12 protein-coding genes and 1 pseudogene are annotated in these 14,286 nt (G+C 58.5%); 6 read left to right on the top strand and 7 right to left on the bottom strand.

The window, feature by feature from the left end:
* The first annotated feature begins 122 nt into the window (after nt 1-122).
* Nucleotides 123-596, top strand: coding sequence for a short chain dehydrogenase (locus AB4N74_RS07705; RefSeq protein WP_460099159.1), 474 nt, complete (start codon nt 123-125; stop codon nt 594-596).
* A gap of 44 nt (nt 597-640) precedes the next feature.
* On the opposite strand, the gene AB4N74_RS07700 is transcribed toward AB4N74_RS07705, so the two are convergent.
* On the bottom strand, nt 641-1,075 hold the full coding sequence (locus AB4N74_RS07700; RefSeq protein ID WP_099758936.1) for an HhH-GDP family DNA glycosylase: 435 nt from the start codon (nt 1,073-1,075) through the stop codon (nt 641-643).
* 195 nt (nt 1,076-1,270) lie between these two features.
* Between AB4N74_RS07700 and AB4N74_RS07695 the strand changes: the two genes are divergently transcribed.
* Nucleotides 1,271-1,519 carry a DUF6555 family protein gene (locus AB4N74_RS07695; RefSeq protein ID WP_077572547.1) on the top strand — a complete coding sequence of 83 codons (249 nt, stop codon included), beginning with the start codon at nt 1,271-1,273 and terminating at the stop codon, nt 1,517-1,519.
* Nucleotides 1,520-1,521: 2 nt separating this feature from the next.
* Entirely contained in the window at nt 1,522-1,692 is a 171-nt protein-coding gene (locus AB4N74_RS07690) for a hypothetical protein (RefSeq protein ID WP_175559598.1), read from the top strand.
* Here AB4N74_RS07690 and AB4N74_RS07685 read toward each other — a convergent pair.
* A complete protein-coding gene (locus tag AB4N74_RS07685) occupies nt 1,674-2,681 on the bottom strand; it encodes an NAD(P)-dependent oxidoreductase (protein ID WP_460099155.1) in 1,008 nt (335 codons plus the stop codon). The genes AB4N74_RS07690 and AB4N74_RS07685 overlap by 19 nt on opposite strands.
* 494 nt (nt 2,682-3,175) lie before the next feature.
* Between AB4N74_RS07685 and AB4N74_RS07680 the strand changes: the two genes are divergently transcribed.
* Nucleotides 3,176-3,538 (top strand): DUF6124 family protein, encoded by a 363-nt coding sequence (locus tag AB4N74_RS07680; protein WP_186624198.1) that lies wholly within the window; start codon nt 3,176-3,178, stop codon nt 3,536-3,538.
* A 132-nt stretch (nt 3,539-3,670) separates the two neighbouring features.
* Here the strand turns inward: AB4N74_RS07680 and AB4N74_RS07675 are convergent, their stop codons facing one another.
* The 4 genes from AB4N74_RS07675 to AB4N74_RS07660 all read right to left on the bottom strand — a co-directional run bounded on the left by AB4N74_RS07675 (nt 3,671) and on the right by AB4N74_RS07660 (nt 11,774).
* Nucleotides 3,671-8,044 (bottom strand): response regulator, encoded by a 4,374-nt coding sequence (locus tag AB4N74_RS07675; protein WP_460099152.1) that lies wholly within the window; start codon nt 8,042-8,044, stop codon nt 3,671-3,673.
* A 43-nt stretch (nt 8,045-8,087) separates the two neighbouring features.
* On the bottom strand, nt 8,088-9,245 hold the full coding sequence (locus AB4N74_RS07670; protein ID WP_093433347.1) for an HD-GYP domain-containing protein: 1,158 nt from the start codon (nt 9,243-9,245) through the stop codon (nt 8,088-8,090).
* A 366-nt stretch (nt 9,246-9,611) separates the two neighbouring features.
* A complete protein-coding gene (locus AB4N74_RS07665; protein ID WP_093433350.1) occupies nt 9,612-10,910 on the bottom strand; it encodes an SLC13 family permease in 1,299 nt (432 codons plus the stop codon).
* A 30-nt stretch (nt 10,911-10,940) separates the two neighbouring features.
* A complete protein-coding gene (locus tag AB4N74_RS07660; RefSeq protein ID WP_460099148.1) occupies nt 10,941-11,774 on the bottom strand; it encodes an amidohydrolase family protein in 834 nt (277 codons plus the stop codon).
* A 213-nt stretch (nt 11,775-11,987) separates the two neighbouring features.
* Between AB4N74_RS07660 and AB4N74_RS07655 the strand changes: the two genes are divergently transcribed.
* Entirely contained in the window at nt 11,988-12,725 is a 738-nt protein-coding gene (locus tag AB4N74_RS07655; RefSeq protein ID WP_460099145.1) for a GntR family transcriptional regulator, read from the top strand.
* 164 nt (nt 12,726-12,889) lie between these two features.
* Here the strand turns inward: AB4N74_RS07655 and AB4N74_RS07650 are convergent.
* Nucleotides 12,890-13,116, bottom strand: a pseudogene (locus AB4N74_RS07650) (MFS transporter); the annotation flags it as partial.
* A gap of 126 nt (nt 13,117-13,242) precedes the next feature.
* On the opposite strand from AB4N74_RS07650, the gene AB4N74_RS07645 reads away from it, so the two are divergent.
* A complete protein-coding gene (locus tag AB4N74_RS07645) occupies nt 13,243-14,244 on the top strand; it encodes an acyltransferase family protein (RefSeq protein WP_460099142.1) in 1,002 nt (333 codons plus the stop codon).
* Nucleotides 14,245-14,286 lie beyond the last annotated feature (42 nt).

Raw genomic sequence — 14,286 nt, 5'->3', positions numbered from 1 at the left:
GGGCGAAGTTGTTTTCGCCTGTTACAGGTCCGTTCCGGGACAACCGCTACCTTTCCTCCTTTACATGGAACGACGGTCGATCCTTGTTCTCTACCACTGAACCTACAGTGGAGGGATTGACCATGATTGCCCCTGAAACCGGTATGAAACCGGGTGAGCGTTACTGCATTGAAAGCGTCGAGCGCGCGCCGCAATTTCCTGGATTTTTCCTCGATGGCAAGTATTACCTGGGCCCCGAGTTGCAGACGGCCGTCGGCTGGCTTGAAGGACAGAATTTCCTGTATGACCAACTCGATCCCAATGGCGAGCCGGTTTATCCGGGCAGAATCGTTGGCACGATTACCGCGCGGACACTGGAACTGGCGGATGGGTTGCGTCTGAGCATCGAGGAAATGCCGTTTCCGGCAGAAGCCGTTTCACCATTGCGGACGTTTGACGAAGTGACCGTTAAAACCCGACCTCTGACGATATCGCAGCGGCATACAACAGCCGACCGCCAGCCGATGCAACCTTCTGCGCTGTTGGTTGCAGGCGCGGCATTGCTGGTAGGGCTGTGCTTGTTGGCGATCAATCGTTCTGGCCGTCGAGTCAAATAGGCTTTGCACGACGCGGGCGGTGACCGTTTTTTTACGGCCCGCGATCAAAGGCTGATTACAGCGCTGGCTTCGCGCATGAAGATTTCCACGGTCTTCGGGCCGATGCCATCGAACTCCGCCAGTCGCTTCTCGAATGCCTGGCGATCAGGGCTTGCCTCGATCATATGGCTGACCTTGCCCGCGTACTCGTCGTTAAGTTTGCGTGCCAAGGCGTGCAGCCGCACGGCAGTGGTTTCGTCGTAACGCACGTAATGCGCCTCCCCTAACATCGCGACCAGTTCACGATGGCTGCACGCAGCCAGTTTGCGCGGCGTATCGCGCCCGTGTTTATCGGCAATCACCCGATACGCTTCGGCGGCGATTTCAGCCTGTATCCGCTTGCCCATCAAGAAGCTCGCGAGCAGCCATTTGAACAAGCCACCGTCATCGTTGTGCTTAAGCTGAATGTTCAAATCCCTGGCGCTGATGGTCTTGTTCACCGCTAACCTCCGGAGTTGAAATCGTGGGGATTTTTCGTCCTCTGCCTGCCTGGTAAGTACTTGATCGTTAGGCTGCCGCCGGTTCCAACCGTTCAAAGCAAAACACCTACCAGCGGCCTGAAACGAACTCCCGAAAATCCTTTGAATTTTTTTCGTCGGCAAAACTCATTTGCGTATGAGCGTAAGGAGGAGCGCATGAGTAACGTCGACATCTTCGTCATCGAATACAAACTTCACGGCCAGCCAAAGTCATTCGTCATCCGCGCAAAAACCATGCGCAACGCTGACGCATGGCATTGGGCGAGTTGCGACGCCGGCATTGCGCCGATTCCAAAACCCGGCAAGCCTCCGTTGAAAGTCATCTCCAAACCCCAAGCCGAGCGGTTCGGTATCACCGAGGTGAAATGGCGCGAAACGGCGACGGTGGACTGGACGGAGGCTTAGTCATGTTCAAACAGATCGGTAAGATCATCTGGGTGAGGTGCCGGTGGCTGACGGTGGGGTTTGGCAGTCACCGTGAGCAAATCATCGCTGGCGAGCACTTAAAGGCTCGTCAGCGGCTCATTGAGCAAAATCAGCATTCCGAAAGAGGCCTGCCTTACTGCACATTCAGTTGAAGCAACTCACCACCCTCTTCACTCAGACGCTGCAGATATGCACCGGCGTCAAGCAACTGATAAGGAAAGTAAAGACCTGCCGGAGTCGGCGGCTGACCATCCAGCCCAAGCAATCGCTCCAGCAGCATGGCGACGCTCAGACCCGTCAACGCTGCAGCGCCTGCCGGGTGAACGAGAGCATGCCGGGTGTGCAACGGTCGCCCTTGATGATCCTCACCCACCAGTTCGATGAGAATCTCGGTCGACATCGGCCGACCCGAGCGCCGCGATGAACTCACTCCGCTGGCGAGATTGAACTGAACATTTGGCGCATCGGTGGCCGCCGCCAGCCCGGTGACATCGATGGACGAGAAGCCGCTGGCTTGCATCGCCGTGCCGTCCAGCGCTCGGAAGCTGACGTTCTTGTCCACCCCTTCGCGCCAGAGGTAATCGCCCTCGCGCCGAGTCAGGGCGGCGGGCAGCATCTTGTTCAGGTGTTCGAAATCCTTGGCCACCGTCGGCCCGCCGCCATCCTGCTCGTCGACCAACGCATCGATGCGGATGTCGCGCACCCGGGCAAACGCCTTGGCAAGATGCAGCGTCGCCACGGTCGTCGCGCCCACCATCCATTCGTAACCCAACACAATGGGCGACGCATCAGGTCGATGGATGAAATTGGCAATTTGCGGCGCTATCTCGAAAATGCCGGAAGAAATGCTCAGGTGCGGCACCCGTCGCCTCTGCGCGAAACGCAACCCGGCAAGGGAATGATCCATATAGAAAACCGCTACGGCGCTGACCGGGCGATCACCCAGCCCAAGGTCATCGGCAGCAGGGTCAATGACCACGCCCTGCGCCCCGCCCATTTCCTCGGCGGCTTGCTCAGCCTTGGCCAGGTCTCGGCCGCCGATCAGCAACGGGACGCCGGGATAAGCAGCACGCAACGCTTCGGCAGAACGGTGGCCAATGGCGCCGGAACCGCCCAGGAACAAAATCGGGTGAACTGACATGGGTATCCTTCCTCGTCTTTTGGGGTTGTAACCTAGTGTTGGTGCGTGCCCTGTCGTGAGGGTTCCCCGCCACTGCCTGAGCTGGAGAGTGGACCGACGAATGTCATTTTGAACAGCGTGTTGATGAGCCGTGTTTAGGCGTTTTTTATGGTTGTTTAAAAGACACGTCGCGTTACCTGCTTAAGGCTACAACGTCTTGCGCCATTGCCTACGACTACGCCAGAATCCGCCGGCTTGTGCGTCTGGGGCGCGGGTTTTATCGTTTCCGGGTCACTGAAAAACAGTGATGGGGTTTGGTAGCCCGTTTCCATATGACGCATAACGTCACCGTGCGCAGATGCTTTTCAGCATTTGTCTTATGGTGGCCATGCGCAGGGCGCCCTCGGGCGCGCCGGATTTTCCATATGGGCCGGTCTACCAACCTTCGTATGGCCACCACCTTTCGTTTGGTAGCGAAGGTGATGGCTCCTTAAGTCCCATATGGAGCTTCATCTATGTTCAAACCAACGCCGAATCCCCCAGAAACCGATCCAGTCTCACCCTACAAATTTCCAGACTCGCGAACACTCAACGACGCCGCCGAACGCGCCCTCGATTACTACCTCACGCCAACACAACGCATCATGGGCAGCGACCAGAAACACGCTCCCATGTTTCAGGCCAACTCCGATTACGACAGCGAGTCCCTGCTCGTTAACGCCAGCGAATCTCTAAGTTCAGCCACAGAAATGCTCTGCAACTTCGCCGCCCTCCTCGACCCAGGCCACCGCAAAACTGCGCTGGGCATTGCGCAAGTGGTAATGCTGGGCGAATTGGCGGTAAATCAAGCGCTGGATAAAGTTGTGCCAGTGGATTGATGAGTAATCCCTTTGTGGCGGCGTTCTGGCTGCTGTCACAAAGGGATCAGGATTGCATTTGGCGTCGGCTCTCGGCCAAAAGCCGTCAGCTGCAATTAAAACTAAACGGCTACGTGTTTACCCAACTCACTTTTACTGAAGGAGCTTCAAGGCGCGATCAAAGTCGAACAGCTCCACCTGCGCCGCGGCAAGTGCCAGACGTTCTGCCAACGCTCGATCGAGTGGCCTGTTGCGCAGGGCCGCTAGCACGTCCAAAGCCGCCGTATCTCCTTCGTCCAGAAGAACAATAAGCCTGTTCAGTTGCTCGCTGATTCCCGCGTCGTCCAGCAGGTCACCCTCCGTGGAGGCCAGTGTGTCCGCCTCAAGGTTCGCCAGACTCGCGAGGGTCGGGAGCAAGTAATGCTCGACCTGCATCGCTAGCGCTTGCACGACCTCAGCCGGTTCGTTGTCCTGACAGGCCTGTTCTAACAACGTGCAGGCCTGCGCCACGGCCTTGGCGCCGATGTTGCCGGCGGTGCCGCGCAAGCTGTGCGCCAGTCGTGCGGCAGCAGCAGAATCCGGATCGATTCGTGCGGCCTGGAATTGCTCGGAAAAATCTGTCTGAGTGTCGCGAAACTTGCAGAGCAGACGTAAGTAGAGATCCCGCCGCCCCATGCAGGTGGCGAGTCCCGCCGCCAGGTCAATGCCCTCAAGACGATCTGGCAATCCATCGACCAAACCTGCGTTCAGCGAAGCTTGAGCGGCTCGTGGCTTGATCCATTTTGCCATTGTGGCGAACATGGTTTCGACATTGAGTGGCTTGGAGATATGGTCGTTCATACCGCATTCGAGGGCGCGCTCGCGGTCACCGTCCATGGCGTTGGCGGTCATGGCGATCACTGGCAGAGTGCGAAAGCGCGGTTGCTGACGAATTTTCCGGGTGGCCGTGTAGCCATCCATCACCGGCATCTGGCAATCCATCAGCACGCCATCGAAGTCGTCATCCTCGCCGAGAATATCCAGGGCCTCTTGGCCGTGCGTGGCGAGTCGCAAGCGTATTCCGACACTCTCCAGCAGCTCGCTGGCCAGTTCCTGATTCAGATCGTTGTCTTCGACCAGAAGCAGTCGCGCTCCATTGAGGCTGGCGACGGTGTTGGCATTGTGCAGAGAGCGTTCGCCAGCCCGAGTATCGCTGTGGGTGTCTCTGCCCATCACGACACCGATGGCTTCAAGTAACGAGGACGGCGTGACAGGTTTGGTCAGTACCACCGGCAACTGGATGCCCTGGCGCTCGGCTTCTTCGCGGGCTTCTTCGCGGCCAAAAGCGGTCACCATGATCACCGATGGCGTGCGCATCAGGCTGGCGGAATGCATTCTGCTCACAGCCTCCATGCCATCCATGCCGGGCATCCGCCAGTCCATCAAGACCAGATCGTAAGGCAGCACCTTGTGCTCGGCGTCGGCCAACATGCGCAGCGCCAGACTACCGCTCTGCGCGACATCCACTTCCAGACCAAAGCTGCGCGCCATGCCCGAAAGGATTTCACGGGCACTGGCGTTGTCATCCACGACAAGCACGCGCATGCCCAACAGCTCGCCAGCCTTGAACATGCGACGCGGCGGAACATTTTGCTGTACGCCGAGTTGTACCTGGAAGTGAAACGTGGAGCCGACTCCCGGTTGGCTTTCAACCCAGATTCGACCGGCCATCAGCTCCACCAGCTTCTTCGAGATGGACAATCCCAGCCCGGTGCCCCCGTACTTGCGAGTGATCGAAGTGTCAGCCTGACTGAACGACTGGAACAGACGTGAACACTGCTCGACGGTCATGCCGATGCCCGTGTCGCGCACCCAGAAATGCAGTTGCACGTGTTCGTTGTGAGAAGCAACTTCTTCAACGCCGACCACGATGTCACCGTGCTCGGTGAACTTGGCCGCGTTGTTGCCGAGGTTGATCAGCACCTGCCCCAGCCGCAAGGGATCGCCCAGCAGTGCCGTGGGCAGGTCAGGCGGAATCTGAAACAACAACTCCAGCCCCTTGTCCTCGGTCTTCAAGCCGATCATGGCAGCGAAGCTGTCGAGTACATCTTCCAGACGGAACGGGATCTGCTCGAGACTCATTCGGCCGGCTTCGATCTTTGAAAAATCGAGAATGTCGTTGATGATTCCCAGCAGGTTCTCCGCTGATCGGTGGACTTTTTCAATGTAGTTGCGCTGGCGTTTATCCAGTTCGGTACGCAGCGCCAGGTGGCTCATGCCGATGATGGCGTTCATCGGTGTTCGGATCTCATGGCTCATGTTGGCGAGAAACTCGCTCTTGGCCTGCGTGGCCTCCTCGGCCGCAGCCCTTGCCTCTGCCAGTGCGGTGACATCGATGTTGATGCCGGTTGCGCGCAATGGCTTGCCGTCAGGCGTGCGTGAAAAGCGATTCAGCGACCGGAACGTGCGCACCTGCCCATCGTTTTTACGCACAATCCGGAAGTCGAACTCGGCGCGATCATCGCCACTCTGGACGGCACTCTCGAACGTGCTGCTGACCCGCGCCAGATCGTCGGGATGCACCAGTGCCTTCCAGTGCGCCAGCGTACCGCCGAAGCCGCCTGGCTCCAGACCAAACAGGGTTTCGAGTTGGGGTGTCCAATAGTTTGTGCCGCTGACCAGGTCGACGTCGAACAGCCCGATGTCACCGGACTCCTGCGCCAGATTCAGACGATCGCTGGCCGTGCGCAGCCTGGCTTCCATCGCCCTGCGCTCACTGACATCGCGCACCGAGGCGCACACACAGACGCCACGCCCCTCCAGACGCGGTAGATGGGAAAGGCCGATTTCCACGGAGAACAAACTGCCGTCTTTGCGTACGCCGCTCAGATCGTCAAGATCGCCGCCCATCTGCCGGGTTCCGCCGCTGGCAATGAAGCCGTCGCGTAACCTGACATGGCGCTCGCGGGCAGCCTGCGGTACCAGACGCTCGATGCTGGCGCCAATCAGCTCGCCGGGGGCGTAGCCAAACAGGGTATCCATTTGCGGGTTGGTCATCAGGATGCGACCGTCGGCGCCCAGCACCAGCATGCCGTCCGGTGCTGCCTCGATGATGCCGCGGTACCAGGCTTCGGTGGCGCGCAATGCGGCCTGCTGGGCCTCCAGCTCGCTGGCCTGGTGCTCCAGTTGCAAAGCCTGCGCGCCCATTTCGTCTGCCTGACGGCGAGTTTCCAAGAGCAGCGCCTGAGCTGCCTCACTGCGTTCCATAATGGCCATGGCGCCGGCCAACCGGGGCAGGACTTCTTGCAGCAGCAGCGCTTCGTTCTCTTCCAGTTGGCGAAAACCGGCCATTTCCATCACCCCGAGCAGGCGTTCGCCACGCATCACGGGCTGAACCAACAGGACGCTGGCGGGGGCTGCGCCCAACGGCGTGCGCACATGCCAAAACGGTTCCGGTAGATCCTGAAGCTGGCGGGGCTGGCGATCCAGTGCGCACTGGCCAAGCAACCCTTCACCGAGATCAAGTTCAGCGGGGAGCGGATGAACACTGTCCACCGCATAACCGCCAACCAGGCGCAGGCGTGCCGCGCCTTCATAGAGAACGTAAAGCGCTCCCTGGCACATGCCCAACTGCGGCGCGATGTGGCTGAAAAAAGCCTGGGCCAACTGCTGCGGTGTCTCCGCCTGTTGCAGATCCACTTGCAGGAGCGACGTGTGGTTTTTGATCCAGCGCTGGCGCTCAAGCTGACAAGCTTCCAGCTGCAGCGTGGCGATGGCACGCGCCAGGTCGCCGGTTTCGTTGCGAAGATCGGTGTGCGGGATGTGACCGTCCAGCTTGCCGGACGCCAATTCGTCCACCGCCACGCGGACGCGATTCAACGGCACGCGAATGGAATAACTGACCAGCCAGGTCAACAGCAAGGCCAGCGTCGACCCACCCAGCAGCAAGATGGACGTAATCGCAGTACTTCGCTCTGCGTACTCCGCCAGGTTCTTCGCTGTATCGTGGATGTCGGCTTCCTTGTTTTTCTCGATCTTGTTGAGCAGCCCGTCGCCGCCCTGTTCCAGCGCAAGAAAATCCTTACTGTTGAGCAACATCAAGGCCTGACCCAAGGAACCCTTGCCGGCCAGCTCCAGTGCCTCATCGCCGTCTTTTTGCAGACGCTTTAATACCATTTCGAATTCCAGCAGGCTGCTGACGCTGCTCTGCCTGCGCAGCGTTGGACGAACCTGCTCCAGCGCTTCGTGGAGTCGCGCCTGGGCGACATCCATCTGGGCTCTGGCGCTAATACGGATGTCTGCGTTGTTGGTCGCGATTGCACGTTGCATGGCGAGCAACAGATGCGGCAACTGCACCCGGACCTCCTGCACATGCTGGATACCTACCAGATCCTGTTGGTACAACTGCTGCATTTCAGTTCTTAGCGAATACTGCGTGCGCAGGCTTTGCACGCCCAATATCAGGATCAATATCAGCAGCGCAGCGAAGCCGATGATCAATTTACTGCGCAGAGACAGGCGCTCGAGCATCTCGAACAGTCTGTTCATAAACGGCCTCTTTCAGCTGGATGTGCAGAGTAATGCGCGGGATTCAGGGACGTTCGGCAATCTGCTCAAGCAGTGCTAACTGCCTGGCCATGTCCTGGTCGCTGTCGGCAAAACGCTCGGCAATTGCGCGGAACTGCTCGGCATTGGCGAGAAACGCGTCACAGATGTCCGGATCAAAATGCGAGCCCCGGCCTTCGCCGATGATTTTCACCGCCTGCTCGTGAGGCATGCCGGGCTTGTACACGCGGCGGCTGATCAGCGCATCGTAGACATCTGCCACGGCCATTAACCTGGCGCTGATCGGGATATCGTCGGCGGCCAAGCCTTGCGGATAGCCACTGCCATCCCACTTTTCCTGATGGCCGTAGGCGATTTCCTTGGCCAAATGAAGGAAATCGACGTTTATGCCTAATTGATCCTCCGCGTGCTGGATGGCGTCACGCCCCAATGTGGTGTGGGTCTTCATGATCTCGAATTCTTCAGCGGTGAGCCGTCCCGGTTTGAGCAGGATGCGATCGGGAATGCCAATCTTGCCGATATCGTGCAGCGGTGCCGATTTGAAGAGCAGCTTGATGCTGTCCTCGTCGAGAAAGTGCCGGAAGCGCGGGTGGTTTCGCAATAGTTCAGCCAGGCGTTTGATGTAGTGCTGGGTACGGCGAATGTGGTTGCCGGTTTCGTTGTCACGGGTTTCGGCCAGCGAAGCCATGGCGTGGATGGTGACATCCTGGATGGCGATCACCTCCTGGGTGCGGCGCTGCACTTCCCGCTCCAGAAACTCATTCTGATTGCGCAGGAAGTCGGCAACGGATTTGAGCTTGATTTGGGTCTCGACCCTGGCCATGAGCACCGGGGGGATGATCGGCTTGGTGATGTAATCCGCAGCCCCGAGGCTCAAGCCGCGAATCTCGTCCTCCGTGGCGGTCATGGAGGTGAGGAAAATGATCGGTATATGGCGAATGCGAACGTCAAGCTTGAGCTGCTCGGCAACGTCATAACCGGACAGGCCCGGCATCATGATATCCAGCAGAATCAGATCGGGAAGCGGGTCGGCCTGAAGAAGGCGTAGGGCCTTTTCGCCGCTGTTGGCGGCCTTGACCCGATATTTGTCCTTCAGCAACTCGGCGATCAACATCAGGTTGTCGGGGGTATCGTCGACCACCAGAACGGTCGCTGATGGATAAACGCCCTGAGTGCTATCCATGGTTGTTGGCTCCCTTGCCAGACAATTAAGGAGTTGGCGCACTTGCACCAGTCTCATGCTGGCAAGCGTAGCTATAAAAGCTGCAATCGCTAGGCGGAGATCTGTAGGCTGGTTCCCAGCATCAGGTGGATGAATTCTGGTTAGAGCGCTCGTAAATTAACGAGCATAGGCTTCAGCGTCCGGTTCAGTTAGCGCGATAAAAGCCTTAACGTGCTGGGCGACGGCAAGCAACCCCATTCGATTTGACCGATATCGGATGGCTTGCACACTTCCCAGCACATCAATGATGGTCATTTTTCCCTATTGATTGATCGACGTGCCAAATGCAACGGCTCGGCAAAGGCGCCGGGCCGTGAAGAGCCGTGCTTAGAGGAACGTGAGAACAGCGTTGAACACCAGTGCCGCGACAAAGCCAAGTGGCGCTGCGCGAAACAGGAGCTGCTGGAACAGTGAGCTGCGACTCTGCTCCGTGACACATGAGCCTAATATCAAGCTACCACCAGAGGAGAACGGCGAGATGGAGGTGGCTTGAGCGCCAACGACGATGGCCACAAACAGAATCATCGGATCTAGCCCCAGTGCCGTGGCAAGCGGTGGCACCAACGGGAACAGCGCCGGCGTCACCACCCCCAGCGTGCTGGAGAATAACGACATGAACGCCGCCACCACACCGAAGACAATCGGCACCATGATCGGCGCAATGCTATTGCCCATCCACGATGCCAGCAAGCCGATGGTCCCGGCCTTGATCGCGACCGAGATCAGCATGCCCACACCACAGATCATGATCAACGTGCCCCAAGGCACAGACGCCATTGCCTTGCGTTCGTCGCCCAGTTTCAGCAAGAGCGCGATCACCGAGAACAGGCTGGCGATCAAACCGATGTCCATTTTCGAATTGATGAAGCTCACCGTGGAATTTGCCGGGAAGACAATTTGCGCGACGGGTGCCGCCAGTACGATCACCATCATCGCTAACGTCAGCCACAGGGTGATTGTCTGCTCGCGGTTCAGCGGCGTCGGCACGGCGACCGCATAAGCGGACGCTTTCATCGCCTTGCCATGGCCGGTGAGAAACACCAATACCGAAATCACCGCCAGCGGTATCACCAGGGTACTGGCGAAAATCGCTGCGGCGTTGATGAAGGCCTCGTTTTCCGGGATGCCAGCATTGGCCATCAAGCCACGAAAAATGATTCCACTCTGGCTGGAGACGAAGTTGGCTCCGCTCAAGGCGCCATAGTTGACCGCCATGCCGCCCGTGATCAGGCTCATCCCGGTGCGCTCGCACAGCAGCAGCGTGATGGGCGCCATGAACGCCAGCACTGTGTAGTAGCCCGCCCCCATCGCCGAGATGGTGGTTGCCGTGAAGAAGACCGCGAACGGCAACAATTGAGGCATCGACCGGCATCGATAAATCAGATGCTCCGCCAATTTTTCAAGCGTGCCATTGACGGTGGCAAAACTATAGAACAGACAAACCGAGAAGATGATGAAGAAAATCTTCAACGGCCACAGGCTGATGACGTCGGACGGGCTCAACCCCATGCCGTAACAGCCGATCAGGTAAGCAAAAGCGATGGCGAACAGACCTATGTTGATCTTGGTCTTGTAACCCAGGGCAACGGCGACAACGATTGCCGCGACGACGAGCAGGCTCATCATGATGGAAGTCCTATTGTTGTTATTGATCGTTTAGCAGCGTATTTCGAAGCCAAACAGCTTCGCTGGGTTGTCCTTCAGCACATGCGCCCGCTCGGCCGCGTCCGGCAGCAAGCCTTCGAGGAAAGCCACTTGCCGGGAATAGTCCGTCTGCTGTTCATACTGAGTGTTGGGCCAATCGCTGCCCCAGACGAGTCGCTGGAGACCGCCACTCGCGTCGCGCAACAGCGCCAGCCCATGCGATGCCTGGGCAAGATCGGATCGACTGCGGTACGGGGCGGAAAGCTTGAGCCACACCCCGTCATCCTTCAGCAACTCAAGAAACGCCTGATGGTTGGGGTTCCCGGCATCGATGCCCCCCGTCGGCAGGCCGAAATGATCGATGACCACGGTCACACCGCAGGCCCTGATGGCCGATACGATCGGCGCCAGGTCATCGATGCCGCGCTGAACTTCAACTTGCCATCCCCGCAGCGCCAACCGCTGGAACAGAGTGGTCCAGGCTGGGCCGCTGTAATCCGCCAGCGCCTTACCAATGAGATTCAAACGGATACCAACCACACCCGCTTTGGCCAATTCGTCGAGCAGGGTTTCGCTGACGTCGACATCCACCACCGCCACCCCACGCAAGCGCTGCGGATAACGACGCAACGCGTCAAGCATGAAGTGATTGTCGGTGCCCAGAAAGCTCGGCTGAATCAACACGCCGTGTGAAAAACCGTGGCGATCCAGGTGATCCACGTATTGCTCCACCAAAGCGTTGTAACGCGGGCTGTAGCGACGGTTGGCAACCATCGGCAGATCCTGGCGGAAGACGTGGGCGTGCGTGTCCACACCGGTGAAGGCAGGCGGGTGAAGGCTGGTCATAAACAGATAACCCCGTTCGTTTGTTGTTATGGAGAATCACCTGCCGCCATGAGAAATCAGGTTATTTGGCCCAATCCTGCAATCGTCAGCACGTGTACAGAAGCTTAAATTCATATATATGACTAGATCACCATATATTCAGGGATGGATATCTGTCAAACCTCACGCAGGTGATAAAGTGGCTGCGCATGCCGAAAAGGAATCCAAGAAAAAATGAACGCCCCTACCCTCGGATACGACGAGCGCTTGCCGCTCTACCAGCGCCTGCGAGAAGAAATGCTCGCCAAGATCGCCACCGGCGAATGGATGCCAGGCTCGCCCATCCCCACGGAGGCCGAGCTCACCAAACACTATGGTGTAGCCATCGGCACGGTACGAAAGGCCGTGGACACACTGGTCAATGAAGGCCTGCTCCTGCGCAGCCAGGGCCGGGGCACCTATGTGCGCCGTCCCAACTTCGATGCCTCACTGGCGCGATTCTTCAGGCAAGTGAATGCCGCTGGCGGGCGCGAAATACCGACCAGCCGCATCCTGGCAAAGAGCCGGCAAAAACCCTCTCAACCTGTGGCAACAGCCCTGAAATTGCAGGGCGACGAAGACGTCGTGCACCTGGAACGGCTGCGGATGGTTGAAAGCCGCACACTGTTTCACGAGGATATCTGGCTCCCCGCCACACGGTTCGGCGTATTGCTGGAAATTGAATCCGAAAGCTTCGGCGAACTGCTCTACCTGTTTTATGAAACCCAGTGCGGACAATGTATCGGCTCGGCGACAGAGACCCTCACCGTAGAGCAAGCCGACCGGGCCACCGCCAAAACCCTTTCAATCAAAGAAGGCGCCCCGGTCGTCACCATCGAGCGCACCGCCCTCGGCTATGACCGCTCCCCGCTCGAATACCGAATTTCCCGCGCGGCGGCCGAGGGGTTCAGGTACCAGATCGATATCTCATAAGCCCAGTGACAAGGGCTCCCACGCCCTAGCAGCCGGGGGTGTCGGGGTTACGCCGGCGGTCCAACCGGGGGCGTAACCGGCTTGTTCAGGCTCAACCTGAGCCTCAGCTCTGTCATCTTTGGGGCGCCGGTAGCTGGCGGAGTAGATAGCCGCTATGGCGGGTCGGCTCCGCTTGGAAAGCTAAACATTGCCCCACCAGCAGCTGCGCCTGTGGCGATGGCCGACTGTACAGACGCTAGCACCATCCCCCGGCGCTTTCCGCTTGGTCGGGGACCGCGCTGGCGACCCAGTTCGACCACGCCAACGGCCCCCCCCAAAAAGGCCAGGCCGTGTTTGGCTTGCTGCCCGCTGGGTACCTTCCGGCCAGTCTGTTGACGCCGATGGCGACCGGGCTGGGGGTATCCGAAGCGCTGGCTGGCCAAGCCGTGTCCCGCCCGAACGCAGAGAAAAACCTGTTATCCACCCATAAACCATCGTAATTTACCCGCCATAACTACAAGGTCGTTTGGGGATACACGTGGGAGCCTACCGTCTGCTGTTGGCCGTGCCGGTCGCTGTTTCGCATATGGGCAAGATGTTCATGGGGTTCAACCCGGGCGTGGTGGCGGTGATTTCTTTCCTGCTCATCAGTGGTTTTGTGATGACCTCACTGATCGAGCGCAACTACCAGGCGCCCGAAAAAGTTGGCCGGTTCTACCTGGACCGGGCCTTGCGCCTTTACCCACAGTTCCTGTTCTACTTCATCCTCTCTTGTGCGGTGATCTATTTCCTCCTGCCTGGCACGCCGCAATGGGCCGAATTGACCTTCAGAAACATCGCAGCCAGCCTGGCGATCGTGCCGTTGGGTTTCTATATGTTCGGCGCGAGCGGATCGTGGATTTTGCCTCCGGCCTGGTCGCTCGGGCTTGAGATGTGCTTTTATCTGGTGATCCCGTTCCTGCTCATCTACCGAGCACGGGGCGTGGCTTTCGCCTTGTCCGTTGCGGTCTTCATCCCCGCGTGCCTGGGTTTCGTCAACACCGACTACTACGGCTACCGCTTGTTGCCCGGCGTGCTGTTTATATTCCTGTGCGGCAGTTACCTCTACAAACCGCAGGCCAAGGGATTAATAATCGCCGCAGGTACCGCTGCGGCAGCGGCATTGATCTTTGCAGCGATCATGATGGGCTGGATCGAACGTCGGCCGTCCAACGCCGAAGTGGCCGCCGGCATTGCCCTGGGCATCCCTGCCGTGTACGGGCTGACAACACTCAAATTTCACCGGATTGACGAGTTTCTCGGGAACATCAGCTATGGCGTATTCCTCAATCACTTCCTGGTGATTTACTTCCTGCACGGCCTCTGGCCGATCACCTCATTCGATTGGTCCAAGGTTGCAACGGTGTTGGTGCTGTCGTTCTTGCTCAGTGGTGTTTCGTATTACTGCGTCGAGCGGCCAGCGTTGAAGTATCGGCATAAACTTCGGGCCGGCTCCAAGGATCGAGTGGGGGCCGTTCGGGCAAGTGAGGCAACGGCTTGACGGCGACATTCAACAGGCGAGGGATCACGCTGCTGAACGTGG

It is taken from the genome of Pseudomonas sp. H3_C08, from assembly GCF_054669455.1.
Note: the sequence above shows the minus strand (reverse complement) of the source record. Positions and strands in the feature narration are given on the sequence as shown.

Bases quoted from the DNA above. Each gene is read 5' to 3' on its own strand.
- AB4N74_RS07670 (WP_093433347.1), bottom strand. From the start codon at position 9,245: ATGGATAGCACTCAGGGCGTTTATCCATCAGCGACCGTTCTGGTGGTC.
- AB4N74_RS07655 (WP_460099145.1), top strand. From the start codon at position 11,988: ATGAACGCCCCTACCCTCGGATACGACGAGCGCTTGCCGCTCTACCAG.
- AB4N74_RS07705 (WP_460099159.1), top strand. From the start codon at position 123: ATGATTGCCCCTGAAACCGGTATGAAACCGGGTGAGCGTTACTGCATT.
- AB4N74_RS07695 (WP_077572547.1), top strand. From the start codon at position 1,271: ATGAGTAACGTCGACATCTTCGTCATCGAATACAAACTTCACGGCCAG.
- AB4N74_RS07660 (WP_460099148.1), bottom strand. From the start codon at position 11,774: ATGACCAGCCTTCACCCGCCTGCCTTCACCGGTGTGGACACGCACGCC.
- AB4N74_RS07690 (WP_175559598.1), top strand. From the start codon at position 1,522: ATGTTCAAACAGATCGGTAAGATCATCTGGGTGAGGTGCCGGTGGCTG.
- AB4N74_RS07675 (WP_460099152.1), bottom strand. From the start codon at position 8,044: ATGAACAGACTGTTCGAGATGCTCGAGCGCCTGTCTCTGCGCAGTAAA.
- AB4N74_RS07685 (WP_460099155.1), bottom strand. From the start codon at position 2,681: ATGTCAGTTCACCCGATTTTGTTCCTGGGCGGTTCCGGCGCCATTGGC.
- AB4N74_RS07680 (WP_186624198.1), top strand. From the start codon at position 3,176: ATGTTCAAACCAACGCCGAATCCCCCAGAAACCGATCCAGTCTCACCC.
- AB4N74_RS07665 (WP_093433350.1), bottom strand. From the start codon at position 10,910: ATGATGAGCCTGCTCGTCGTCGCGGCAATCGTTGTCGCCGTTGCCCTG.